The organism is Acaryochloris sp. IP29b_bin.148 (assembly GCF_028285565.1).
GTDB lineage: Bacteria > Cyanobacteriota > Cyanobacteriia > Thermosynechococcales > Thermosynechococcaceae > Acaryochloris.
Genome location: NZ_JANQOY010000147.1, coordinates 20,834 through 45,422 on the forward strand (window position 1 = coordinate 20,834; position 24,589 = coordinate 45,422).

Consider the following 24,589-nt stretch of genomic DNA (forward strand, 5'->3'; position numbering starts at 1 on the left):
CTAAGTAGGTTTAAACCACTGCGCTGGGGAGGACATGGGTTAACAAGGAAAATACGCCAAAGGCAACCAGTAAAACGCCACTTGCAGGCGTAATCCAAGCAGACCATCGGCGAATCGCCAAAAATCGTTTAATCGCTGCTGTAAACGTCCCAGCAATAATCAGTGGAGTGGTATAGCCTGCCGTGTATGACAATAACAGACCACCGCCCAGAATAGGATCTTGGGTACTGGAGATCCAGGCCAACAGGGTCGCTAAAACCGGCGTACTACAGGGAGATGCCACCAAGCCAAAGGTGAGGCCGAGCAGAAAGGAACGCACGCCTCTGGGCAACTGCTCCGAGATCAGATCAGCACCCGAGAAACTGGGCAGCCGCAGCGGTAACGCTTCCAGCAAGTTCAGGCCCATCAGAATCGCGACAATACTGACGACGATGGCCAAACCAACCCCCACCTGGCCATAAACTCTCCCCAACAGCGCGGCACCAATTCCCAAGCCCGCGAGTGTTAGGGCCAATCCTAAGCAAAACCAGATAGATTGGGCCATCGCCTGCCATCGATTTTCCGTCTCATACCCACCGATATAGCCAACGGTAATCGGGAGCATAGAGAGGGTACAGGGAGTCAGGCTCGTCAGTAGACCCGCTAGAAAAATCACCCCCACACTCAGAATCGTAAGATGAGTGAGCTGAGTCGAGACGATCGCATTGGCGAATTGCTCTAGGTGATATAGCTGAAGTTCTAGACTTTCCAGCATAAGTGCTTAACCCACAGGTGTTCGTTACTGATCTTAACGAAGTCTGTGCTGTCGGCGTTGTTTTAGTCGCTCTTTTTTAGCGGCCAGCGCAGCTCTAGCGGCAGCTTGTTCCTTGGGAGGGCGCGCGGACTGTGATTTTCGGAAAAGGTGGCGAAGGAAGTTCGGGGTTCGGCGGCGCTGAGCCAGGGCGTCTTTGCGAGCGTGATGCGGGGATGCCAGCGGTCGATGCCTAGCGGTAGAAACGGACGAGTGATCTCCCACCAAGCGAATAAAGGACGGGGTCTGTTCGGAAGAATGGGGGATGGCGACCACTTCTGCACTCTGGCTTTCGCGCGCTGCCCGAATCAAAAGACCAGCAATCAATAAACTAGAAATCATCGAGTTGCCGCCATAGCTGAACATCGGCAGCGGTAACCCCGTGGTCGGCAAGACCCCGATCACAACCCCAATATTAATCAAGGACTGTCCCACTAGAAAAATCATGGCTCCAATGGCAATCAGGCGGTGAATCGTATGGGTCGATTTCATAGCAACGCGTAGGGCTAAAATGCTGTAAACCCCCAATAGGAGCAAAAAGCAAAATCCCCCCAACAAGCCAAATTCTTCAGCAAACACCGCGAAAATAAAATCGGTATGTTGAATCGGTAAATAAGATAGCTTCAATTGCGATTCTCCAAATCCTGAGCCGACGATGCCACCTGAGCCAACGGCCAACAAGCTTTGGTACAGTTGATAGCCATCTCCTAGGGGATCAGCCCAGGGATTTAAAAAGGACAGGATCCGCGCTTGTTGATAGGGGTTACGGAAAACACTTAGGGCTGCTAAACCGACGCCAGCCAGGGCAGTAAGCACTAGAGATTTATAGCGGAGGCCCGCAGCTAAGGCAATTAGCCACAGCGTCATCCCACATAACGCCGTGGTACTCAGGTTTGGTTGCACCAAAATACCCAAGAGGGCCAAACCAAATAGACACAACCATCCGACTCGCTCGCCCATGGTGAGTCGAAACCAGCGATTAAACACCAGGGCACTTTGCAAAATCAAAAAGGGTTTGATTAATTCTGAGGGCTGCAGCGGGAAGGGGCCAATATCAATCCAGCGGGTTGCACCATTGATTTCCATCCCCAGGCCAGGAATCTTGGTGGCAAAGATCAGCAGTAAAAACAGAAAGAAGCCAATCGCCGCTCCTTTCATCAGCTTTTGCAGGGGCGTATGAATAGCAGCGCAAAAGCCAAGCAGCCCTAAAACGACGCCTAGGAGTTGACGTTTGGAATAATAGAACCCATCCCCGGATTCAATCACACCGGCATAATAGGAGGCTGAAAACAAGACCACGAGGCCGATCCCCAACCAAAACAGGGTTAACCAATGCAGTAAACGAGCTTCGGCAGCCCATAATTCTGTGGAGTAGGGAGGGGCGGGGATGAGGCGGCGTCTCTTCACAACCAAAAGGCCCTAGCGATAAGTCGAGGCCAGTATAGCAGACCCTTACAGGAAGTGAAGGAGGGTGGAAGACTAATGCGACTCAGAATCTTGAAATAACGGCGTACTGAGATAGCGTTCGCCAAAACTGGGTTGGATCATCACAATCAGTTTGTCCTTATTTTCGGGGCGCTTAGCGACTTGAATCGCTGCACATAGCGCTGCACCAGATGAGATCCCAGACAGAAGCCCCTCTTCTCGGGCCAATCGGCGACCGTATGCGATCGCATCTTCATCCTTGACCACGACCACTTCATCAATCAAATCGATATTCAAGACGGGGGGAACAAACCCAGCGCCAATTCCTTGAATCTTGTGAGGACCTGGCGCCCCTCCTGACAGCACAGGGCTGCCTTCAGGTTCAACTGCGATCGCATGGAACGACGACTTGCGCGCCTTTAAGACTTCAGCGACGCCCGTCAGCGTTCCGCCCGTTCCCACGCCAGCAATCAAACAATCGACTTGGCCATCGGTATCAGCCCAAATTTCCTCAGCCGTGGTTTGACGGTGAATTTGGGGATTCGCTGGATTGCGAAATTGCTGAAGCATGTAGGCATTGGGCATCTGGTCCACTAACGCTTGTGCCCGTTCAATACACCCCCGCATTCCGTCAGTGCCAGGGGTGAGTTCCAGCTGAGCACCGTAGGCCTGCAACATGGCTCGGCGTTCGGCGCTCATAGTGTCTGGCATGGTCAAGATCAAACGATAGCCCTTGGCCGCCGCCACCATGGCCAGGGCAATCCCGGTATTGCCAGAGGTGGGCTCCACTAATACCGTAATGCCAGGATGAATCAACCCCTGCTTCTCAGCCACCGCAATCATATTGCTGCCAATGCGATCCTTCACGGAAGACGATGGGTTAAGGCTTTCCAGCTTAAGTACTATTTTGGCCAAACAGCCTTCCGCTTTGGGGATGCGATTGAGTTGAATCAGGGGAGTGTTGCCAATCAGCTCGGTAATGTCACGGGCAATACGCATGATGAACTTCTCTGCTCAAGAATCAGATAGACAAAGGAGAGGGCAGGGCACAGTGCCGTTACCTTTTAAATAGCTTAGATGTAATACATCAGGTTGGCTTGCTGCTTTGCATCTCTGCGATCGCAGAGATCCTGTAAGGTGCAATTTTGAAAAATTTTATTGACCGCTTGATCGGCATCTTGCCAAATTTCATGCACCACTGCTTTCTCGACTGTCCAATTCTCTGGAGAGGTGGCAAGGGTCTGAGACTCTCTGCCTTCAATACAGTTAATAATTTCCAACAGCGTAATCTTCCAGGGCTCACGCGCCAGCAAGTAGCCACCGCGCGCCCCGCGCTGAGAACAGACTAAACCAGAACGGCGAAGGGTGGCGAGGAGCTGCTCTAAATAGCGATCAGGAATCTGCTGCTGGGCGGCAATCTGACGAATTTGCAAGGGATCACCTTGCTGATAGTGATCAACTAGCGTGAGCAATGCTAAGACTGCATACTCACATTTACAGGACAACTCCACAGGGCAAGACCCACTTAGGCAACAACAGTCGCTGACCTAGTATACTCCGGTTCTCCGTCGGAGTTTGTGGATTTACTGGGATGGATGGCTAAAAGCCATGAATCCTTGAGCCTATCCTAATTGAGGCTGATCCCCAACCAGTCATAGAATGCCACAATCCCATACTGATAAGCAGCCCAGATCTGTGCCCCTGCAAAAGCAGAGAGTAAAGCGCCAAGCACCAAATACGGACCAAAAGGAATTTTCTGAAAACGGCCAATCTTACCGATCAACTGACCGCCGCCACCGATAATGGTCCCGGCGAAACAAGCCAAAAATAGACTTAAGAGCATATATTTCCAACCGAGCCAGGCCCCAATCATAGCCATCAACTTGCTATCTCCCCACCCCATCGCCTGTTGTCTAAACAGGAGGGTGGCTAGGACCAGAATCGTGTCAATGAGCCATATTCCAGCCACAGCCCCAAGGAATCCAACGGTCAGGCCTTGCGCGATCCCAATCGGCCCAGCAGCATGCCAGCCCAACACACTTTGAAATACTAGGCCAGAGAGGACGCCCAATTTCGTCAAGGGATTGGGCAAGATCATCACATCCAAATCGATGAGGGCGAGGGCAACCAACACACTCACGAAGAACCAATAGCCTAAGGTGCGCAATTGATAGCCAAAGAGGATGAAAATCCCCAAAAATAGCAGCGCAGTGATCGCTTCAACCAGGGGATACCGACTCGAAATCGGGGTTCGACAGTATCGACATTTGCCCTTAAGCCATAGCCAACCTAGAACAGGGACATTATCGTAGGGTTTGAGTGGCGTCTGGCATTGGGGACAGCGAGAGGGCGGGTGCAGCAGAGATAAATTAGCAGGTAGCCGATAGATGACGACATTTAAAAAGCTACCAACTGACGCTCCCAGGCTGATGACTAGCCCATAAATCAAAATTTCTGCCCAACTCATAGAACCATTGCAACGACGAGGGTGACCTAGCCTAGCTAGTCATTACCCGCGATTGTCTCCCCTGGATTTGACCTGGGATGAAAGCCGAATGACCACTCATCTCCTATTGGAGGATACCCAGTTTTAAGGGCATTCTGTATCTTCAACCGGGGAGATGTCCTCTGCTTGAATTTGAGCAACAGAAATAAAAAATTCCTGAGGAAGTAAAATCGGTTGTTCGGAAAAAATCAGCTGGCCTCGCCCTGTATTTCGATCCATGGCAACACCAATCGGAGGTTGAGCATCAACGTGAATTTCACAATAGGCTTGATAGGTTTCACGTGCAGATGCCAACATTAATTCTGGGGAAGGAAGTTCAATCGGATCAGACTTTTGAGTTGAAGCAGGGGGATTATGAACGTAAGTCACTCGAATATCCCTGTATTACTAGGTTGAATTACCTGTAATTTGTAGCAAGAAACCCTTCTTTCAGCAAGCGGAACAGTAGAATTGCTGCCCAAAAAATAGAGGGTTTTCTCAACTTTTGTCTCCTCCGAACTGCCAAGCAGAATGGAGATATTGTGATTCAATGAGTGAAGAAATTCTATGTATGGGTTCCCAAATCGCATCGCTATAATGGGTCTTCATCAGGAATGCATCCCTATTTGAGGGTGTAGGGAAACGTCACCGTCCTACAAGGCAATCGATCAAATATCTCCGTTTTGAGTTCAGAAAAACTGACCTTTAAGAAGGGTAGTGAAGGCAACCATCCACTGAATTCCCTGCTGATTTCTAGAAAGAAGACTTTACCAAAGTTAGTGAAGTTGTGCATACTGACCTCTAAGTCTTGGATAAAACGCAATCATGAGCGAACGACGAATTAGACCTAAATCCACCCAACGGAAGTCCAAAAAAAAGCAGCCTCGTTCGTTGCTGCTGACGTTAGGGGGGGCGGCTTTGTTAGTGATTGGCGGCTCTGTGGCGTTTTTGCTTCTCCAAGGCGATCAAAAGTCAGGGCCGTTGCCTTTGGGGGCCAAGGTGGTTCCTCAAGATGTGATGTTAAGTGTGACCCTGTCCACGGAAGCCAATCAGTGGCAGCAACTGGCTAAGTTTGGCACGACCACCAGCCAAAAAAGTTGGGGTCAACGCATCCAAACCTTCGAGAATCGGGTCCTGGAACCCTATGGCTTGTCCTATGCCGACAATATTCGGCCCTGGTCGGCGAATCAAGTGACGATGGCGCTGTTGCCGCCTACGGTTGAATCCGTTGAATTTCAAAGCCAACAGGCCACGGTTTGGGTGGTCCCCATTCGTGATCAGGGACAATTCGAGCAGAAATTTAAACAAAAACTGCTGACTTCGGCCAGCCAGGTGGATAAACGGACTTATAAACAGATCGATATCCATGAATTTGATGCAGAGGATGGTAAACGGTATGGCTTTGCCACTTTAGAGGATCGCTGGCTTGTGTTTACGGAGGCAGATACTCCGATTAATGCGGTCGTGGATACCCATAAAGGGAAGCCTGCTTTGGCGGATGTTCCTCGGTATCAGGATGCGCTCAAAGAGATTGAGAGCGAGAATGCGATCGCAAGGGTCTATGTCAATGTCCCCATTGCTGCGGCCCAAATGAGTCGGGTGCCCTTATCTCCTGCGAGTAAGGAGCGGATTCAAGATGTTCAGGCAATTGGGGCCACAGTGCGTTTAGTCGAAGATGGTCTGCGCTTTAAAGCGATCTCTTGGCTCCATCCAGAGGCCAAGGAAACCTTAAAGGCGAAAAATGAGGCGAAGGATATTGCCAAAAATTTGCCGCAGGATACCTTAATGATGGCTTCGGGGGGCAATTTCCAGCAGGTATGGCGGGATTATGCCCAGGGAAATATCGCTAAGCTGGTGTTTCCCCTGAACCCTAAAGCGTGGAATGACGATTTAAATCAACGGACGGGGGTTGATTTCAACAACCAGTTTGTGAACTGGATGGATGGTGAATTTTTGAGTGCCTTAGTCCCCAGCCAAGACCCAGAGGGCCAAGGCGTTGGCGTGGTCTTAATGGCTAAAGCCAAGGATCGAGCCACCGCTAATCAGGCCTTTCAAGCCTTGGATGATGCCATGCGCGATCGCTTTGACTTTTTAGTGGCAGAATCCAAAATTGATAACAAAACAGTGATCACCTGGAAAGTGCCGCCGGGACTCCCCATTGCCAGTCATGGCTGGCTGGATAATGATGTGGCCTTTTTGACCTTCGGGGCTCCGATTGCCAACCGTTTGCTGCAACCACCCAAGGAAAATTTGACCCAAGCAGCAGGATTTAAAGCGGCAACAGATTCCGATCTCGATCCAAATAATGGTCATTTCTTTGTGGATATGCCTCGCATGTTGGGCCTGCTAGAGACTAATCCCCTCTTGCCCAAACTGACCTCCGAGACCACTAAAGTGATGCAGGGGATTGAGACCATTGGCGTCACCACCGCCATTCAAAATGAATGGAGTACGCGCTATGACATTCATGTCAAACTAAAGAAAAGATCTTAAAGCAGTTTCGCCTTGGTTAGGCACAATTCACTGCGGGTCTGCCATCAAAAGATTGGAGGTTCCCTATGGCTGCTAAGTTGGATGACGCCACGATTCGTGAGCGAGCCCAGACGCTCTCAGATTGGCATACGGATGGTCAGTCTTTGCAAATGACTCGCAAATTCAAAGACTTTTTGGCGGCGATGGCCTTTGTCAATCGTCTGGTGGACCCGGCAGAAGCAGCAGGCCACCATCCCGATATTTACATTAGCTATAACCGAGTCGACATTACCCTGACCACCCATGATGCCGGGGGGTTAACGGATATGGACTTCCAAATGGCGCAAACGATTTCTAATTTGTAGGCTGACTAACGACTGCATGCAGGAGATCAACCATGCTCAGCTCCCCTGGCAATCCGAGCTATGGGAACAAACCTTAGGGTGGAAACCCACGACTGAACAACCGCAATACCAACGGCTGTTCCAACTCGTATTACAGGCCAATCAACATCTCAACCTGACCCGGATTACAGACCCCCACCCCTTTTGGGAAAAGCACTTGTGGGACTCTTTAGTGGGCATTGCACCCTGGTTACCGCGCCCAGCAGCCCCCCCACTGTGGTTACAAGCCGTAACCGATCGGGTTGAGCCTCCGGCAACGCCTCTTAAGACGATCGATATTGGCACAGGGGGTGGATTTCCAGGACTGCCGGTTGCGATCTCACAACCGACCTGGCCCTTAACCCTATTGGATTCAACCCAAAAAAAGCTCACTTTTTTAGCAGAGGCCATTGCAGAACTGGGATTAGAGCGGGTGGTCACCTGTTGCGATCGCGCCGAAAATCTGGGCCAATCTCCCACTTATCGAGAATCGTTTGATCTGGCGTTGATCCGAGCGGTGGGACCAGCCTCGGTTTGTGCAGAGTATGCGCTCCCTTTGTTGGGTATGGAGGGTTATGCAGTACTCTATCGCGGACAGTGGACTCTGGAAGAACAACAAGGATTGGAGATGGCGCTACCACAACTAGGCGGAGAGATGGTGTCTGTGCTGTCGGTAGACTTACCGCTCTCACAAGGGGTCAGACACTGGGTTTATCTGCGAAAGGTCCAGCCAACGGATGCAAAATTTCCTCGTCGGGTAGGGTTACCTGCTCGCCGCCCGTTGTAACACCATATCTGAAAGCCTATTGTGCTTCCTGAGTAAATGCCAGTCTGAGTTCCAACACTTCATTAGCCTTTGAATCGATGGCTTTAGTCTTAAACCAGTTGTCTCACCACCTGCCATCAACATGACCATCAGCCTCTGGTGTATCTTGGTCGCACTGCTAGCACCATACATTCTGTCAGTACTCGCCCGTTCTGGCGTCACCAAAGCTGACTATGTTCAAGACCCGCGCGCCTTTAACGAAACTCTCACCGGATGGCATCGTCGTGCCCATCTTGCCCAACTCAACGCCTTTGAAACCTTTCCTGGATTTGCTGCTGCCGTGCTCGTCGCACACATAACCCAAGTCCCCCAAATTCAGATTGATATCGTTGCCTCGGCCTTTATTCTGTTTCGACTCTTGCATGCCAGCTTCTACATCACCGACAAACCCAACCTCCGCAGCCTCAGCTGGCAAATGGGCATGCTCTGCATCGTCAGCCTCTTTGTCCTAGCAGCAATCTCCCAGCAAACTTAATACTCCACCAGACAAACAGCATCTGATCTCAGACCGACCAAAGCCTCCTTGGTAAAATGCTCGTATTTCAATCTAAAAGCCTTAATACTGCAGCATTATCTCCCCTTAGCCATACTCAATTATGCTCACCCAGAATCGGCAATCGAGTCCAACCAGGCGACCCCACCCCTTCAGTCCCTACCGCCCCCAATATTCACCACTCAGCTGGATCAAAAGGAATTTCGTCGTTACCAGAGCCTTTCTGGGGGCTCTCACCATCGTCCTCAAATCGAGGCGGCAAAAACAGTCCCTCCCCTTTGGGGCTTCCGTGGAAATTACCGACCGCTGCAATGCCGGTTGCCATTATTGCTATGTCTATCCCTCGGACTGGAATCAAACCCAACGCGTCCAAGGATATCTGCAGCTTTCTCCCACGGAACATAAAGCCAAAGACCACGCCATTTATCAAACTCTAGACCAACTCTCGCGCCAAGGGATGGTCCTGGCTACCTTGGTCGGTGGAGAGCCCACTCTAGCTCCTAGAGTGATTCAATATGCTGCCCGTAAATTTCCGGTGGTTTGGGTGGTGACCAATGGCTCTGCCAAATTTCCTAAAGTGCCGCGCTCGGTGGTTTATAGCGTCAGTATTGATGGCCCCCCAGACCACCATAATCAAACCCGAGATCCACTAGGGTTCTTTCAGAATCATACCTACCAAAATCTGAACGGCATGGCGGCTGCCATTGTTCGCAATATTAATGAATCAGAGCGCGGTGCTTATGCCCACATTACCCTTACCAAAGCTAGCCTTCCTCTATTTCCTGAAACCGTGAAATGGCTGGTCACCTCTGTCACCAAACTCAGAGGCATTATGGTATCTGGTGCCGCCACCCATTCCCCTAAGGATCCGAATACCCTGACGCTAGCGGATCGGCAAACTATGAAGGAAATGATTGCAACAGCGGCGGCTCAGTATGGCTGGGATTTGTTTCCCTTCAACCAGCCTGTGGTTAATTCCTACCTATTTGATGCCCCCTTTGTGATTCAAACCCCCGCTCAATGTACCGTGGCTCGACGAGTCACGAGCTTGGGATTTGACGGCCAAAGCGTCGGGAAATGCATCCTCCGAGACGCTACAGACTGTCAGACTTGTGTCTGCAATCTAACCGGGTTAATGCGGGGGGTGGCCACGGCAGATCGCCCCAGCTTGAAAGGTCTATATCAAGCGTGTCTAGGCTAGCGTGGCCTTGCTGAGATAACTTTGGTAGCGCTCTGGTAATTGCTCGACGCCCACCTTGCCCGCCCAAAACTCCACCATGGTTTGACCAAAGGCCCAGGCATCTTCCTTAATCGAGGGAGCGGTTTCCAGGAGTAACGGCCACAGGGCCAAAAAGTCAAAGGTTGGATGCGTATCGGGTTCGGCCAGCAAGGTAAATAGCTCATAGCCCATCTGTAATTTCCCCATTACCACAGGGGATTGTTCTATCGGCAACTGGGTTGCCAGGGCCGTTGCCAAGGCCGGGGAACCCGTCATCATTGTCGACAGGAACCCTAAGATGGGACTCTTGAGCAAGGCCGTGAGTCCTTGAGTTGTGCTCATTTGGGAGGCATACTGGTTGATGATTTTGGCGGCAGTGGTGATACGAGCGGTGCGATCGCGCAAAAATCGTGCCATCCGGGCCTGTTTTGCTGGGTCAAAGGTATTCACCATCACTTCGGACAGTTCCGTTTCTCCCCAGGCTGACCGATCCTGACTTGTATCCCCTGTAACCATGGGCAAAATTGCCGCCGACACCTCGCCCAAAATCTCCTGGCGATAGGCAATCGCCTCTCGAATCGAGGTCTCCTTCAGTTGATCTCCCGACCGCCAATCATAGGGCGGCGACCATTCTCGAATCGGTCGGAGCCGATCCACCTGAGTGACAATGCTAATTACAGGCAGATCATCGGCTTGGGTTCGAATCTCCTCTAAAAGCGCTAGATCCATTTGTAAAGCAGGATCGGTGGCAGGCGTAACTAGCAACAGCAGATCGGTCTCAGCAGCCTTCTCAATCACCGCTTGCCGCAGATCGTCACGTCCGCTTTGCTCATAGCCCGGTGAATCCCAGAGAATCAGGGTCTCATCTAAATCATTCTGGAACGGGTAAGACTGCAACGTGTCCGTACTGGGCAACACATCCACGGCTGCTGTCTGTCGGCCAAACAGCGTATTCACCAAACTGCTCTTACCCGCTCCCGTTCGCCCCACCAGGAGGACATTCAAGGGAGCTTGCGCCACAGCCTCAGCAGGTGCGGCTGCTGTAATAATCTCTTGTAGGGTTTGCGTCTGGACTCCGGGTAGCTTCGGCTCCAGGCTTTCCAAGGTGCGTAAGGCTTCGCCGCTGTAGAGAGCAATAGCTCGCTCTCCTAGTGCCTGCAAAGTGGTCTCTCGGACAATCTGCCCTAAATTGGCCAACAACTGTTGATTGGCCTGGTTCCGATAGGATTGTGTAGAGGTACGGGTTAAGGCCACCACCGGGTTAAAAATCCACCGGGACCATTGCCAAACCTTCACCGCCGTGCGAGCGGCAGGCTCAAGTTTTCGATAGGTTTCGTAGGTTTCATAGGCTTGTCCCACCGTCACTTGGCCAAGGACAGGGGAGAGCTTTTGCATCCACTGATCGACATCGTCTACGGTTCCGCGCAACAGCCCATAAGCATCCGGCACATAGATATTGAGAAAGGGCCGTTTAACCGTGGGGTAATACACATGGGCAACTGCCTCAATCAAGCTTTGACAGCGGCTAAAGAACTGTGCCCAGTTTTCCCAAGGTAAGACATCCTCTCGAGCGGCAATCAGAAGGGTTTGAATCTCCGCTTCGGCTTGTTCCCGGAGCGGCTGTCCCGTCAGAGTGGCTTCAGCCTTATCTTGAATAAACGCTCTGGCTTCTGCGGCAATTTGCTCCGGCAGCCGCAGCCAGCGTACCAGCAAATATTGCCAAACTAAAAACACCACAATCACCACAGCCCAAATCCAGCTCAGTCCCCACTGATGGATTTGCAACGCAGCCGCAATCCCCAGAAACCCGAGCACGCAAATGACGGGTAAGGCCAAAATGATCCACTGCCAGACCTTGAGACGCATCATAGGGCGAATTGACGGGGTTAAAGAATGGTCTATCTTTGACGGACGCTAAGCGTCTTCAGAATCTTGATCAAAAGAGAGACCATTACCCAAAAGGCTCGTATCCAATTCCATCCGCTGTTCCATCTTTCGGAGGAAGTAGCCGGTCATCATGGCGGAGGCCAGCAAGCCTGCCAGATTATCGCGATCGGTTACCACTTGAACACTAAAGGCTTCACTCGGCAGGACACCCACCAGTCCCTGAACATTTTGCGAGATGATTTGTTTGATCTCAGGGCTGACGGACTTGGCAACTCGGGCCAGAACTTCTGGCGGCTGATTTTGTAAATATTTGATTAAGAGATTGGCCTGGGCCTCCTCTGAATCACTCATAATGAAGTTGGCGTTTTCGGGGTCAAAGGCCATAAAGTACCCTCAGAATCTGCTTGCTTTTATTGTGTCACCACTTCCCCTAGTATGCCCAGTTTCTCGATGGAGAGAAGCCCGAACCTCAAGGTTGTTTGATCAACACTTCATCCAGAAATCAGAACTTTATGACTGGGTGAACAAGCGTTCTGGTTTCTTGACGGTAGTATAAACGATTGTAAACTTATTTGGCGAGTCTCAAGACTTGGCGATGCCTGCTTCGATTGCCAGGCTGGCATATCCAGGAGATTGGCCCGTTTCCTCTCAATTCTAAATCGATTCCCACAGGCGAGGACGAGGCTGACCTTGGAGACGTCCATGCGTCTCCTGCAGCAATGCGGGAATATTAAGATGCTCAGGACAGCGGGGTAGGCAGTCCCCACACTCTGTACAGCGATTCCCTCGTCGCCCTGGGAACCAATGCCCCGCATTCTCGAACATGCGGTAACGATAGCGGCCAAATTCTTCCATGTTGTATGCGAGTGTTAAATTCCGTAACCGTAAAACCTCTGGGATATTGATATTTTCTGGACAGGGTAAGCAAGCGTAACATTGCTGACACGGGTTAGGAACCGTTTGGATTTGAGTTTGAAGTCGGTTGAGAATGGCCTGTTCTATGTCTGTTAAGGGATGAATTTGATCTGCGATCGCAAGCGGCCAATCCAATTCCTCCGGTTTTGCTGCGCCCACACTCAAGGTCGTCACCGCTGGCTGGCTGAGCAAAAACCGAGCGTTGATATGCAAGGGGGCCAGCGGCTGACAGAGGTCTTGTAGCTGTTCAGGGGGCGTGTATAACAATCCCCCTTTATCCGCAGGTGAAATAATAAAAATGCCCATCTCTTTCTGGTTGGCCAGTTCAACAGCGGGCGCGTTGCGCTGAAAGAAGACGTTGTAGTGTAGATTCACAAACTCAAATAAATCCGTCTCCAGGGCCGCTAGAATAAGCGCTAAGGAACCATGGGTGGAAAACCCGATATGACGAATCCGCCCCGCCGCTTTGGCTGCCTGAACCGCCCGCATACACCCCTGCGGTTCTTGTACCCAGGCCAAGTGCTCTGGAGTATTCAGTCCATGAAGGGCTAAACAATCCACCGTCTCCAGTCCTAGCCGTTCCAAGGACCGATCGATGGCCTCCGCCATAGCCTGGGCATCCGGCTGGGGCGTAATTTTGGTCGTAATGTAGAGGCGATTGGCGTCCGGCGTTTGGTAGGGTTCCGGTAGCCAACAGCCCTCCTCCCGTGCCAGCCCCAAAGCCTGAATCATCTGCCCTAAATAGACTTCGCTTTGCCCGTATCCTTGCGCAGTTTCGATATGATTGATGCCGAGCTCAAAGGCCCGTAGCAGCGTTGCTTCGGCGTTCTGAGCCGACTGCAAATATCGCATGGTTCCCAAGGAAAAAACCGACAAATGCAGATGGGTTTTGCCAAAGCGGCGATATTTCATAGGGCGCTGCTAGCGATTAGCTGGATTCGGCCGATGGTCCACTACCGCCTTGACTCTGAATAAAGTCTTCGGGACGAATATTATCGATAAATTCGCGGAATTCTTCTTGTTCTTGCAGATCAGCTTCTTGATCAACTGCAATGGAGGCTTCGGCAACCACTTCTTCTAGGACCCAAATCGGGCAATCCATGCGTAGCGCTAGTGCGATCGCATCACTCGGGCGGGCGTCGATTTCTTTCTTCTCATCTTCCTGCTGCAGGGTCAAGACCGCATAAAAGGTATTATCTTGCAGCGAATGGATCACCACTCGCTCTAGGTCAATGTCCCACTGATCCATGCAGGTCACGATCAAGTCGTGAGTCATCGGACGCGGTGTCCTGTGACTCTCTAAGGCTGTGAGAATAGCCCGAGCTTCCGTTTGACCAATCCAAATGGGTAAAGCGCGACGTTCCGATGCATCTTTCAACAGAACGATAGGCATTCGCGTTGCGGCATCCAAGGCAATACCAGCAACATTCATTTCAATCATGCTTGTAGACCCAAGGAAAAGATGGCCATGGAGGATACCTTCTCATGTAAACAAACACCATTAAGGATTCTCTATAATTTCTTTAAGGCAACTTAAAGCTTAAAGCATCAGCTAAGCCCCTTTGAATCCAGGTGATCTGAAAAAATAAGGTTGGAATTCTCCCTCCCGATCCTAGCCAAGGCGATCAGAATTTGACAATGTAGGAAATACTGATGTTCATAACGGCTCGATCAGCACGTGTTTACAGGACTTATCCAAGGATTGGGCTATCTTCAGCCCCAAGGCCAACAGCAAATACTGGTAAAGTGCGAAGCGGTCCCGTTTTGGGATACTCTCGCCATCGGCGATAGTGTGGCGGTGGATGGCGTCTGTTTAACCGTCGAGACGCTCGTCGCCCAAGGCTTTGTGGTGTCTGTTTCTCCCGAAACGGTGCAGCGCACCACTCTCTCTCAGCGGTTGTATACTCACCAAGCCGTGAATTTGGAACCGGCGCTCAGCGTAGGCGATCGGCTCGGTGGCCATTTTGTCACGGGCCATATTGATGAGGTGGGAGTGTTCCAAGAACTGCAACAAACTAAGACCTCCTGGGAGCTGAGCTTTACAGTACCGGATGCGATCGCACGCTTTATCATCCCCAAAGGCAGCGTAGCCATCAACGGCGTTAGTCTTACGGTCGCTGACTGCGACGACAACGGTAATCACTTCAAAGTAGCCGTCATTCCCCATAGCTTTGCCAACACAAACTTACAAGACTTAAACCCAGGCGATCAGGTCAATATTGAAACAGATGTGTTGGGCAAATATGTGGCCAAACTCCTGCGTTTACCAGGGCATTCTTCCACCACCACCGATCCGCTGCCCGAAATAACGACCGAATTTCTGACTACCCACGGATTCGGCAACTTGTAAGGTCTTTCCTCGTCATCAATACCGTTAGCAATTGCTCGGGGACTGTACCAAAAACAGACCTCAAAATTCCGCATTTCATCACCTTATGAGACCATGACACCCTTTCAAAGCGCAGTCAAAGATCTTCTCTAGTTCGGTGACTGGAAGACGTCGAGCCATGCTACCGAATCTACCGACTCACCGTCATGGTATAAAATTCTCGACGTCCACAGTATTTCAGTCTTCTTCATTATTTGATCAAGCATGAAGCATCAAAGAATGGAATTAGTGATGATAGTAACGTTGTGGCTAGGTTCACTCACCTTGATCGCGACTAGCACACTGTCCCCATTTGCCTTTGACTTTCATGCTTTGAACATTCGAGAAGCCACAATATCAGCGATTAGTACGCCAACGAATCCAATCGATATATTGGCAAACCTGATCCTCTTTTTTCCCTTAGGATTCAGTAGCTATGCACTCACGCTCAGACGTCCTCATCACAACGCCTCTCTATGTCTGACTAGCGTTGGTTTGATGAGTGTTTTGATATCACTTCTGGTTGAAATTTTGCAACATTTTCTTCCAGCTCGATATCCCACCTTATCAGATATTATTTGCAATGGATTGAGTGGCTTTTTAGGCGGTTTATTTGCCTGGCAACTCTCATCACCTGCAAATAAAATTTCTGCAATTAATCTCAACAAGAAAGCCTGCATCATTGGATTTGCCGGGTATTTCACATCGGTCTATTTAGGGCTATTTATATTTGCTAGCCAAACTCAAATCAGTAACTGGCAAACCTCTTATCCTTTGACCATTGGCAATATTGCAAGCGGAGACAGTCCATGGCTAGGTCAAGCATCTAATATTTTTATGTTCGATTCAGCCCTAGCATCAGAGAGCATTGAGCAGTTACTTGACTTCAAGCTCGATGCAAATAGTTATGAATCCCTAGCGTTCTATTGTCTATTGGAGGAGGATATCCAGACAGCCAACCATCATTTACCTTCAGAGATAAACTTATGCGCCCCGTCTTCATCTGTACAAGATAGAGACAATAACCCTTGGTATTTAATCAACAATAATAAGGTTGACTTTATCAGTCGTATAGAAGCCAATTCAGCTTTTACATTGGCACTCAAAATCAACTCTAGAATCAATCCTAGATTCGGCACTGTTCTAGCAATTGCTGACGATATAGATCGCGCAAACCTTATTTTAGGTATTCAAGGCGAACAACTCACGTGTCGAATTCGCTTTCCATTGTCTGGGTTATCAAGCATCACTCCTGAATTAATTTTAAATGACTATACTCAAAATTCCATAGATCAAACTTTCGTGATTGTCTATGATGGTGTTTCCTTCCAAATTTACAAGGATAAGATCAACAGCAAAAGAGGAACCTCTCTCCTCTCCAGTCTATATTTCTTCCAGCCTCTATCTAAGATTTACTCAGAATGGAGGCTAGAGTTATTTAAATTTGACTTATACAAATGGTTATTTATTTTCTTCACTTTTGAACCAGCAGTCTTCTTGTTGGAGCTACTCAAAAAAACAGGAAACATTCAATCATCCCGAGAAAATACCCAATATGTGATCAGTATCTCAATACTCGCTTTTCTCATTTCTAGCGTATATACTAATGGCCTCAATATTTGGTTATTTGATTGTATTGAGGTGCTAGCCATTATCTTATTCTGCTGGGTTGGCACCAAGCTATACTTCGTCACTCTAGAAAAGTATCAGCTTTAGTGATCTACTCTATTTCTTCTTGCCATTTTCACCTAAAAAGTGGCGAGCTAGTGACTCAATCTATAGACCGATGAAAACCTCAGATCATCAAAGCTTTTTTTATCAGCAGATTTATCAGTTAGTACGCAAAATTCCTTCTGGAAAAGTTGCCACCTATGGTCAACTTGCGGAGCTACTCGGCAGACCTCGTCATGCCCGCCAGGTTGGCTATGCTCTGTATCGAGTGGCACCAGATTCTAATATTCCCTGGCAGCGGGTCGTGAATGCTCAGGGCATGATTTCCCATTCACCTCAACGTCAGGGAAGCGATGACCTCCAACGCATTTTGCTGGAACAGGAAGGCATCACCTTTAATCACCAAGACAAACTGGATCTGCGTCGCTATCGTTGGCAGCCAGATCTACTGGAGTGAACCTCTGGGGTCCAAAATATCGCGTAGTGTGTCACCCAACAGATTAAAAGACAGTACCGTCAAAATAATCAAAATAGCGGGGGGCCACACCAGCCAAGGTTGCAAAATTAGAATAGAGGCATTGGTCGATAGAGACAGCAAATTGCCCCAAGAGGGATCGGGTTGTTCAATTCCGAGGCCTATCAAGCTCAACACTGATTCCGCCACAATAAAACTAGGAATGGCTAGGGTTGCCGAAATAATCACATAGGTGGCTGTTTGGGGAAGGACATGGCGGGTAATGATATATAGCGGTTTAGCTCCCATTACCTTGGCTGCCTGAATAAACTCTTGTTCCTTAATCGACAAGACCTGACCGCGAATCACTCGAGCTAACCCTGCCCAACCCACAAATGAGGTAATTAAAACAATCAACAAAAAGCGCTCGCTACTGGATAGACCGGGCGGCAAAATAGCGGCCAGTGCCACCAATAAATACAGACCAGGGATGGTCATTAAGACTTCCACCAAACGCATCAAAATGCTATCAACCCAACCGCCAAAATAGCCTGAGATACCGCCGACTAGCATACCCAAAGGTAAAGAAATGGCGACCCCCACTAAACCAATACTGAGGCTAATCCGCCCCCCAAACAGAATCCGGCTAAGTTGGTCACGGGCTTGGTCATCAGTACCTAAGATATTGAGATAGCCTGGGCCAGTGGTGCCAAACAAGTGGCGGTCAAAGGCGACACCTGGAAATACTGTAACCTGATCGATTTTGGGGTCGGACCAAGAAAGCTGAGTCGGTAGAGGGAGCTTTAATTGCAAAAATCGATAGTTCCAGCCTTTGACAAACAGGCGAATGGGGGACGGTTGGGTCCGATCCACTTGCAAATCTCGGATGCCGGTTTGCCAAGCTTTAGATTCCTTATTTCGCCAGTCGATGGGTTCAAGGGTAGTGGGATAGACATGGGGACCCATCCATTTCCCATCCGCATTGTTCCAGTAAATCTGAGTGGGCGGCAATAAGGCCCCATTCACTTGCGGTTGACAGGCCCCAGTATTAATAGTTTCTGTGTCACAGGGGGCATAGGGAGCAACAAAGTCGGCTCCAATCACTAATACGTAGAACGTTATTAGAATGGCGGCTCCAAATCGAGCCAATTTTTTCTGGCGAAGCTGCTGCCACCAATTCATGATTTTCCGTCCTTGGTCCTGAAGACTTCCACATTGTAGGTCCTCGCATGATTAACCCACGCCAAGTTCTCACTCGTTCATCAACGTTGAAGACGGACGCATCCAACCGTTGGGGGAGGGGGCCTTAAACATAGGAGAGTAAGCTATGGAGTCGCTCAATGTTGATAAAACGTTTCACACCCACGTCCCCCAACTCAACGCATCTACTGAGGAACAAGCAAACCTCCTCGCATGAAGTTTACTATTTAGCGGTTGGCACCTCCCATGACTGGGAGGTCGGAGGCCCCATACAAAAACTGAGATCTGGGCGCAAGATCTCAGTTTATTTACCCAAGCTGAACTTAAGTCTTAGGGATTCTCAGGATTCTGCTTCAGCATATTCATAGCCATTTCTAAACTGACTTTCAGACGGTTCACCGATGCAGCCAAAACCCCAATTTCATCATTAGGCTTATGTTCGAAATCAGCATCCAATGTCCCAGTACTGACATCCCGAGACCACTTCGACATTTTAGTTAAAGGAGAAATAATTGAGAATTTCAAGAACAAGTTGAGAATAATGGCAGCGATGATAAATCCCGCAGCTAAGATGCCGATGACTAATAGTTGCAGTCGTCGAGCTTCTGCAAACACTTTGCTAGCAGGAACTTGGATCATTTGGGCACCCACAATTTCATTGAGTTCCCAACCGAACCCACCTTCCTTGCCGTAGGTTTTAATCTGACTCGCAGGCGCTCTATCGGGAGTGCTATGACAAACTAAGCAGCTCTCATTCTTAATTTGTAAAGGGCGGGCGATATAGAATAGGTTGCCTGCCGGGACCTTGCGGAACCCAAATTGTTCTTGCAAGTCGGGCTGGTCACGAAATCTCTCAACAATTTCAGCTTCAAACTTATCAGCCCTGTCACCTGGGGCTGTAGGATTCAAGGTCGCCTCTTTGTAAAAGAAATCGCTATATTGCTCCCGACTTTGAAGATTGTTAAAGACTTCATTGGCAGAATAGGCAGGAACGCTAGTTTTAATAAATTGACCGTCTAGCTCTAACTCTGGAGATAGTTTTTTGATTGTATTTTGAGTAACGTTCCTGCTGGTATATTCCCGTACAGAAGTCATCGTTTCAATCAGCACTAAGGCTTTATCCTTAACTTCTTGCTCGGCATTTTTTTGTAAAATGTTGGATAAGAGTAAACCATTAATGAGAACAATAATTAGAAAAACCGAAAGCAAAATAAGATTTAACTTAACGCCCAACTTGAGATTTTGGAACATTTTATAATTCCTTAACTATTATGTTAGATGAGTCTCGTCCTTAAAAAGAATGAAATGATTCAGGCAAATTTTAAGTACATGGGGAAGTAATCATTTCTTGCTGTCGAATAAATATTGGCATATCTAATCTATTTTTCATACCACGGTAGAGATTGAATCTATGCTGAGATATTATTTCATTTTTTCTCTATATTGTGATACTTTGAAACAATTGATATGACTAGGTTCAAGCTAATTCTAAGCTTAGCTTAGCTATATTGACTACGACAAGCTCAGTCAGACGCATTTTAGATAATTTTTTTTACAATCTTGAAGATGTATTCACGTCGTTTTTTCTTAATTGTCTTATTTCCAGTTTTATGGTTGTTAATCGCCTGTAATCCTACTGAGAATTCAACCTTAAAGAAATTGGTGGTGGGTGTGGTGAGCTATGGCGAGGGAGCTCGCTCACTAGAACAATATGCTGAGCTGAAAGACCATTTAGGGGCTGAGCTGAAAAGCCTGGTCGAACTCCAACCGGCCCTGAATGAGATTCAAGCGATTGATCAAATCGAAAGTCAGAAGTGGGATCTGGTGTTTGCACCGCCTGGTCTCGCAGCTATCGCCATCTCTCAAGCCCAGTATGTACCGCTTATACCCCGTACAGGGGGGGATCGCGGTCGCTCCGTTATCGTTGTTCGGGATGATAACCCGTCAACGGCGATCAAGGATCTTGCCAATCAGACGGTCGCCCTGGGGCAACGAGGGTCAGCCACAGGATATTATTTCCCAGTGTTTAATTTGTACGGCTTAACCCTCACAGAAATTAAGTTTGGTTCAACGCCAAAAGAGATTTTGCGATGGGTTGATGAAGGTGAAGTCATTGCTGGTGCTTTATCCTTAGCTGAATTTGAACGGTATCGTTCTGAGTTTAAAGACACAACATTTCGGATTTTGCATCGGGATTCTCATTCTGTCCCTCCCGGTTCCGTTTTAATTGGTCCTAAGGTTAATGCTGATGTACAAGATAAACTGCTGGATGCTCTAGAATCGGCTGCGCCAAAGACAAAGCGATCAGTAGGGTATATCTCAAATGCCAATCCCCCTAACTATGAGTACTTAATCAAGGTTGTGAAGCGGGTACAGCCGATTGCTGAGCGCATTCGGGAAAAGCCTGCCCCAATATACGAAGCAAAGGAGTCTCCTGCTCCTACACCATAGGCTTGCTCTGGGGTTCGACTATCAGGGGTTGATTTTGGCCGCAATAGTTTAAGGCAATCTAGCTGTTGGACTGGGATCGATGACAGCCACAGACCACGTACCAATGTTTTGCCAAGACTGACTTAAGTTTTCTTGATCAAACGGTGGAATCAGGCGTGTTAAGACGCGTTCCATCAACGGCATGCCGCCCAGTTGATAGAGAATCTGACCACATTGTTGTGCGATCGCAAAATTACGTCCCCGCGTATAGGTCAATCGAGGTTCTCCCACCGCACAGGATTCATCTTCCGCCAAGCTCAAGCGTAGCAACTGCATAATGGCTCGGCTCACCGTCAAGGAATCAAAAGCAGACAGGCGAATATCTTGAATTAAATTCGGCGTAAAGCCCTGATCATAACGTTGCAAAATTTGCCGAGCTTGCTCTCTTGCTTTTTTATCTTGCTCGGCCAGGTGCTTCTGTTCCGCTAGGGTCTGTTGATAGTCATCATCCGTGATGACTTCAATCTCGACAGAGACCGCATCTGGATCATGGGAAGACTGGGACATCGCTCATTCCCGTTACATTCTGTTCCATCATGACATTACCCTAGTGCCCCTGCAAAAGCATGAAGTCTTCGCCTCAGCCAATGTTGCACTGGTGGCGAAAAAGAGCCATTGCAGCGCTGGAGATCAAAGATCAGATCAATTTCTGAAGCTTAAATCAACGGGGCATTACAGACTGTGCAGATGGTAACAATTCCCGTAGCTGTGGACTAAAATTGAGGCATTATCATCGTCAAACTCTTGATCGGGAGGATACCCTCTATGCCTTTAGTATGGCTATTGTTAGTTGTGGTCTATGTTGGCGGCGGCTGGCGCTTTTGGGCAGGGTTTAGACAGACGAATTTCACCTCCAATCGCCTCTTTCTGACCCTGCTTTGGCCTGTGATGTTAGCGAACAAGTCCTATCGACAGAATTTTGTCAAAGCGCTCAAAGGCTAATCTCTTTTCCCTTATTCAGATGCCCACCTTATATTCCTGAGTCACCCTATGGCTAAAAAACAGCAGCAAACGAATTTGTATACCAGTTTGCCCCAGTTAGCCAATCCTGATGATCAATGGCAGGAGCAAATCCAATCGGTGACCCAACGGTTTAATCGCGAGTATGAACAGGCGGCCTTTGAGCTGCCGCCAGAGGTGGAAGCCATGCCTGTCTTTCAGGAATGGAATGCGGGGCGTCTGCAAGCCAGAATTGCCTCTGAATTTTGGCAGTTTCAGAAACCGAAGAAAAAGCAACACTGGCTGGATATTGGCTGTGGGCTTAGCTTTTTGGTTTATCCCTGGTTTGAGTGGGAAGCCTATTTCTATGGTCAAGAGCTGAGTAAGGTTGCCCAGGAAGCCGTCAATAGCCGAGGACCGCAGTTAAATTCCAAGCTCTTCAGAGGGGTAGAACGTGGTCCAGCCCATCACCTGAAATATGACGACAACCAGTTTGATGGCGTGGTGGCCACTGGCTTTAGCTGCTATTTCCCCCAGGACTATTGGCAAACCGTACTCACAGAAATCAAGCGAGTGCTTAAACCTGGAAGTGTTCTAGTCTTTGATGTGATCGATCCAGAGAGTGAGTTGGCCGATAACTGGTCTATCCTGGAAACCTACTTAGGGGCAGAAGTCTTTCCTGAGCCTTTGGAGAACTGGAAAAGCTTGATCAAAACGGCAGGGGGTAAGGTAATGAAGGCGGAGAGTCAAGAGCTGTTTCACCTGTTTAAAGTCAAGTTTTAGACAGTTGCCCCATACCGCTGGCGTCACCCAGACGATAGGATGTTCTCTGTTGAGTGGAAGGTGGCCGTGAATATCTTAGTGATTGGCAGTGGTGGTCGCGAGCATGCATTGGCGTGGTCCTTGTTGCGATCGCAAACGGTACAGCAAGTCTATTGTTTACCCGGAAACGGCGGTACTGCGACCCTTGCTAACTGCCAAAATATTGATATTTCTGAGCTAGACTTTGCTGCCATCGGTCAATTTGCCCAGGAACACGATATTGCCTTGGTTGTAGTCGGGCCAGAGGCACCCCTAGCCGCAGGCATTACTGATGCTTTACAGCCTTTCAAAATCCCCGTCTTTGGTCCCACCCAAGCGGGTGCCCAACTAGAAGCCAGTAAAACCTGGGCCAAGACTCTGATGACTCAGGCTGGCATCCCCACTGCTGAGGCGCAAACCTTTACCGAGGCTGATGCAGCCCAAGCCTATATTCAGGCACAAGGCGCTCCCATTGTGATCAAGGCCGATGGTCTGGCGGCGGGTAAAGGGGTGACCGTTGCCCTCACCTTGGATGAAGCGCTCAACGCCATAACCGAAGCCTTCTCTGGCAAATTTGGCGAGGCGGGTCAAACCGTCCTGATTGAAGAATATCTGACCGGGCAAGAGGTCTCGGTGTTAGCTCTGACCGACGGCAAAACCATTAAACCCTTGATTCCGGCGCAGGACCATAAGCCGATTGGAGAAGGGGATACGGGTCCAAACACGGGCGGCATGGGAGCCTATGCTCCCGTTCCCTGGGTGACGCCTCAATTGATGCAGCGGGTTGAGGTGGAGATTCTTCAGCCGACTTTAGCAGCATTACAAAATCAGGGAATTGACTATCGAGGCGTGGTCTATGCAGGCTTGATTATCACTCCGACAGGTGATCCTAAAGTGATCGAATTTAACTGTCGGTTTGGTGATCCTGAGACCCAAGCCGTTTTAAGTCTCTTGGCCACTCCTTTGGATCAGCTTTTACTGGCCTGCACCCAACAGACATTACGGGAAACCGATATTCAGTGGCAATCAGGATTTTCTGCCTGCGTCGTCTTGGCATCCGGCGGTTATCCTGACAGTTATCAAAAAGGCTTTCCCATTTCCGGTATCGCCAATGCCGAAGCCCAGCACGTGACTGTCTTCCATGCAGGCACCCAACTCAAAGGCCAAGACATCGTCACCAGCGGGGGACGGGTGCTGGCGGTGACTGGACACGGGAGTACCTTTGAAGCAGCCTTGAAAACTGCTTATCAAGCTATCCCTGCCATTCAATTCGAAGGGTGCTACTATCGCCAGGATATTGGTCAGCGTCAGATCAATATCAACCTGGATTAGGCTGAGCGATTAGAAGGGAATGTCATCGTAATTGGGCTCTGCCTCTGCTTGGGGCTGGGGTGGAGCTGGGATAGCTGCAGGTGCTGCAGGTGCCGCAGGTGCTTGACTGGCCGGAGCAGGGGAGGCGGCTGGCGTGGCACTAGCGCTGATGGACATATCGGTAGTGTGAATCCGAGAAGCGGTCAGCTCAGCTTGCTTCTCCTTAAAGCCTTCCGGGCGATCAATCGTATTCATGCCCAATCGGCCTTCAATAATGACCTGATCCCCTTCGTGGAACTGTTCTTGAATTTGTTGGGCCAAATTTCCCCAGCCCGTCACTTTGATGGTAGACATGGGATCGCCCGACCGTAAAGCGGGAAACTGCACCCACATCTCGGAGATGGCAGTTTGTCCATCTTGGGTATATCGCAGTTGAGGGGCTTTGGTAATCTCTGCCATT

Annotated in this window: 26 protein-coding genes; 12 read left to right on the forward strand and 14 right to left on the reverse strand. The window is 49.3% G+C overall.

Features of this window, described 5'->3' with window-relative positions; translation table 11 throughout:
• Nucleotides 1-10: 10 nt before the first annotated feature.
• The 6 genes from Q0986_RS14015 to Q0986_RS14040 all read right to left on the reverse strand — a co-directional run bounded on the left by Q0986_RS14015 (nucleotide 11) and on the right by Q0986_RS14040 (nucleotide 5,090).
• Entirely contained in the window at nucleotides 11-754 is a 744-nt protein-coding gene (locus Q0986_RS14015; protein ID WP_299411330.1) for a cytochrome c biogenesis protein CcdA, read from the reverse strand.
• Nucleotides 755-787: 33 nt separating this feature from the next.
• Nucleotides 788-2,197, reverse strand: coding sequence for an FtsW/RodA/SpoVE family cell cycle protein (locus Q0986_RS14020; RefSeq protein WP_299411331.1), 1,410 nt, complete (start codon nucleotides 2,195-2,197; stop codon nucleotides 788-790).
• 72 nt (nucleotides 2,198-2,269) lie between these two features.
• Nucleotides 2,270-3,214, reverse strand: coding sequence for a cysteine synthase A (gene cysK / locus Q0986_RS14025; RefSeq protein WP_299411334.1), 945 nt, complete (start codon nucleotides 3,212-3,214; stop codon nucleotides 2,270-2,272).
• Between the two features lie 74 nt (nucleotides 3,215-3,288).
• On the reverse strand, nucleotides 3,289-3,726 hold the full coding sequence (locus Q0986_RS14030; protein WP_299411335.1) for an Rrf2 family transcriptional regulator: 438 nt from the start codon (nucleotides 3,724-3,726) through the stop codon (nucleotides 3,289-3,291).
• Between the two features lie 116 nt (nucleotides 3,727-3,842).
• Nucleotides 3,843-4,682, reverse strand: coding sequence for an A24 family peptidase (locus tag Q0986_RS14035; RefSeq protein WP_299411338.1), 840 nt, complete (start codon nucleotides 4,680-4,682; stop codon nucleotides 3,843-3,845).
• Between the two features lie 123 nt (nucleotides 4,683-4,805).
• Complete coding sequence (locus Q0986_RS14040) at nucleotides 4,806-5,090, reverse strand: hypothetical protein (RefSeq protein WP_299411340.1); 285 nt, start codon at nucleotides 5,088-5,090, stop codon at nucleotides 4,806-4,808.
• A 435-nt stretch (nucleotides 5,091-5,525) separates the two neighbouring features.
• Here Q0986_RS14040 and Q0986_RS14045 point away from each other — a divergent pair, with 435 nt between their 5' ends.
• The 5 genes from Q0986_RS14045 (at nucleotide 5,526) to Q0986_RS14065 (ending at nucleotide 10,075) form a co-directional block, all read left to right on the forward strand.
• A complete protein-coding gene (locus Q0986_RS14045) occupies nucleotides 5,526-7,193 on the forward strand; it encodes a DUF3352 domain-containing protein (RefSeq protein ID WP_299411342.1) in 1,668 nt (555 codons plus the stop codon).
• 65 nt (nucleotides 7,194-7,258) lie between these two features.
• A complete protein-coding gene (locus Q0986_RS14050; protein ID WP_299411343.1) occupies nucleotides 7,259-7,537 on the forward strand; it encodes a 4a-hydroxytetrahydrobiopterin dehydratase in 279 nt (92 codons plus the stop codon).
• Between the two features lie 16 nt (nucleotides 7,538-7,553).
• Nucleotides 7,554-8,342: a 16S rRNA (guanine(527)-N(7))-methyltransferase RsmG gene (gene rsmG, locus Q0986_RS14055; protein WP_299411344.1), complete on the forward strand. Its 789-nt coding sequence runs from the start codon at nucleotides 7,554-7,556 to the stop codon at nucleotides 8,340-8,342.
• A gap of 121 nt (nucleotides 8,343-8,463) precedes the next feature.
• Nucleotides 8,464-8,856 carry an MAPEG family protein gene (locus Q0986_RS14060; protein ID WP_299411345.1) on the forward strand — a complete coding sequence of 131 codons (393 nt, stop codon included), beginning with the start codon at nucleotides 8,464-8,466 and terminating at the stop codon, nucleotides 8,854-8,856.
• Between the two features lie 121 nt (nucleotides 8,857-8,977).
• Entirely contained in the window at nucleotides 8,978-10,075 is a 1,098-nt protein-coding gene (locus tag Q0986_RS14065; RefSeq protein ID WP_299411346.1) for a radical SAM protein, read from the forward strand.
• Here the strand turns inward: Q0986_RS14065 and Q0986_RS14070 are convergent.
• The 4 genes from Q0986_RS14070 to Q0986_RS14085 all read right to left on the reverse strand — a co-directional run bounded on the left by Q0986_RS14070 (nucleotide 10,067) and on the right by Q0986_RS14085 (nucleotide 14,336).
• Nucleotides 10,067-11,962, reverse strand: coding sequence for a GTPase (locus Q0986_RS14070; RefSeq protein ID WP_299411347.1), 1,896 nt, complete (start codon nucleotides 11,960-11,962; stop codon nucleotides 10,067-10,069). The two genes, Q0986_RS14065 and Q0986_RS14070, sit on opposite strands and share 9 nt — an antisense overlap.
• Nucleotides 11,963-12,007: 45 nt before the next feature.
• Complete coding sequence (locus Q0986_RS14075; protein ID WP_299411348.1) at nucleotides 12,008-12,364, reverse strand: DUF760 domain-containing protein; 357 nt, start codon at nucleotides 12,362-12,364, stop codon at nucleotides 12,008-12,010.
• 270 nt (nucleotides 12,365-12,634) lie between these two features.
• Nucleotides 12,635-13,807, reverse strand: coding sequence for an aldo/keto reductase (locus Q0986_RS14080; RefSeq protein ID WP_299411349.1), 1,173 nt, complete (start codon nucleotides 13,805-13,807; stop codon nucleotides 12,635-12,637).
• 16 nt (nucleotides 13,808-13,823) lie between these two features.
• Entirely contained in the window at nucleotides 13,824-14,336 is a 513-nt protein-coding gene (locus Q0986_RS14085) for a bifunctional nuclease family protein (protein ID WP_299411350.1), read from the reverse strand.
• 237 nt (nucleotides 14,337-14,573) lie between these two features.
• Between Q0986_RS14085 and Q0986_RS14090 the strand changes: the two genes are divergently transcribed.
• From Q0986_RS14090 to Q0986_RS14100, 3 genes are all read left to right on the forward strand, one after another.
• Complete coding sequence (locus Q0986_RS14090) at nucleotides 14,574-15,245, forward strand: riboflavin synthase (RefSeq protein WP_299411351.1); 672 nt, start codon at nucleotides 14,574-14,576, stop codon at nucleotides 15,243-15,245.
• Nucleotides 15,246-15,503: 258 nt separating this feature from the next.
• Complete coding sequence (locus tag Q0986_RS14095) at nucleotides 15,504-16,979, forward strand: VanZ family protein (RefSeq protein WP_299411352.1); 1,476 nt, start codon at nucleotides 15,504-15,506, stop codon at nucleotides 16,977-16,979.
• Nucleotides 16,980-17,049: 70 nt separating this feature from the next.
• The gene (locus tag Q0986_RS14100; protein ID WP_299411353.1) at nucleotides 17,050-17,391 is read left to right on the forward strand and encodes an MGMT family protein; all 342 of its coding nucleotides are present in this window, start codon (nucleotides 17,050-17,052) and stop codon (nucleotides 17,389-17,391) included.
• Here Q0986_RS14100 and Q0986_RS14105 read toward each other — a convergent pair.
• Nucleotides 17,380-18,570, reverse strand: a complete 1,191-nt coding sequence (locus Q0986_RS14105; RefSeq protein WP_299411354.1) for an ABC transporter permease — start codon at nucleotides 18,568-18,570, stop codon at nucleotides 17,380-17,382. The two genes, Q0986_RS14100 and Q0986_RS14105, sit on opposite strands and share 12 nt — an antisense overlap.
• Nucleotides 18,571-18,918: 348 nt before the next feature.
• On the reverse strand, nucleotides 18,919-19,839 hold the full coding sequence (locus tag Q0986_RS14110; RefSeq protein ID WP_299411356.1) for a DUF3365 domain-containing protein: 921 nt from the start codon (nucleotides 19,837-19,839) through the stop codon (nucleotides 18,919-18,921).
• Between the two features lie 315 nt (nucleotides 19,840-20,154).
• On the opposite strand from Q0986_RS14110, the gene Q0986_RS14115 reads away from it, so the two are divergent.
• Nucleotides 20,155-21,039, forward strand: coding sequence for a PhnD/SsuA/transferrin family substrate-binding protein (locus Q0986_RS14115; RefSeq protein WP_299411358.1), 885 nt, complete (start codon nucleotides 20,155-20,157; stop codon nucleotides 21,037-21,039).
• A 48-nt stretch (nucleotides 21,040-21,087) separates the two neighbouring features.
• On the opposite strand, the gene Q0986_RS14120 is transcribed toward Q0986_RS14115, so the two are convergent.
• Entirely contained in the window at nucleotides 21,088-21,585 is a 498-nt protein-coding gene (locus tag Q0986_RS14120) for a hypothetical protein (protein ID WP_299411361.1), read from the reverse strand.
• A gap of 258 nt (nucleotides 21,586-21,843) precedes the next feature.
• Here Q0986_RS14120 and Q0986_RS14125 point away from each other — a divergent pair, with 258 nt between their 5' ends.
• The 3 genes from Q0986_RS14125 to purD all read left to right on the forward strand — a co-directional run bounded on the left by Q0986_RS14125 (nucleotide 21,844) and on the right by purD (nucleotide 24,150).
• Entirely contained in the window at nucleotides 21,844-22,020 is a 177-nt protein-coding gene (locus tag Q0986_RS14125) for a hypothetical protein (RefSeq protein ID WP_299411363.1), read from the forward strand.
• Nucleotides 22,021-22,068: 48 nt separating this feature from the next.
• On the forward strand, nucleotides 22,069-22,800 hold the full coding sequence (locus Q0986_RS14130; RefSeq protein WP_299411365.1) for a class I SAM-dependent methyltransferase: 732 nt from the start codon (nucleotides 22,069-22,071) through the stop codon (nucleotides 22,798-22,800).
• Nucleotides 22,801-22,866: 66 nt separating this feature from the next.
• The gene (gene purD / locus Q0986_RS14135) at nucleotides 22,867-24,150 is read left to right on the forward strand and encodes a phosphoribosylamine--glycine ligase (RefSeq protein ID WP_299411371.1); all 1,284 of its coding nucleotides are present in this window, start codon (nucleotides 22,867-22,869) and stop codon (nucleotides 24,148-24,150) included.
• Between the two features lie 9 nt (nucleotides 24,151-24,159).
• On the opposite strand, the gene Q0986_RS14140 is transcribed toward purD, so the two are convergent.
• Nucleotides 24,160-24,588 (reverse strand): single-stranded DNA-binding protein, encoded by a 429-nt coding sequence (locus tag Q0986_RS14140; protein WP_299411368.1) that lies wholly within the window; start codon nucleotides 24,586-24,588, stop codon nucleotides 24,160-24,162.
• Between the last annotated feature and the right edge of the window lies 1 nt (nucleotide 24,589).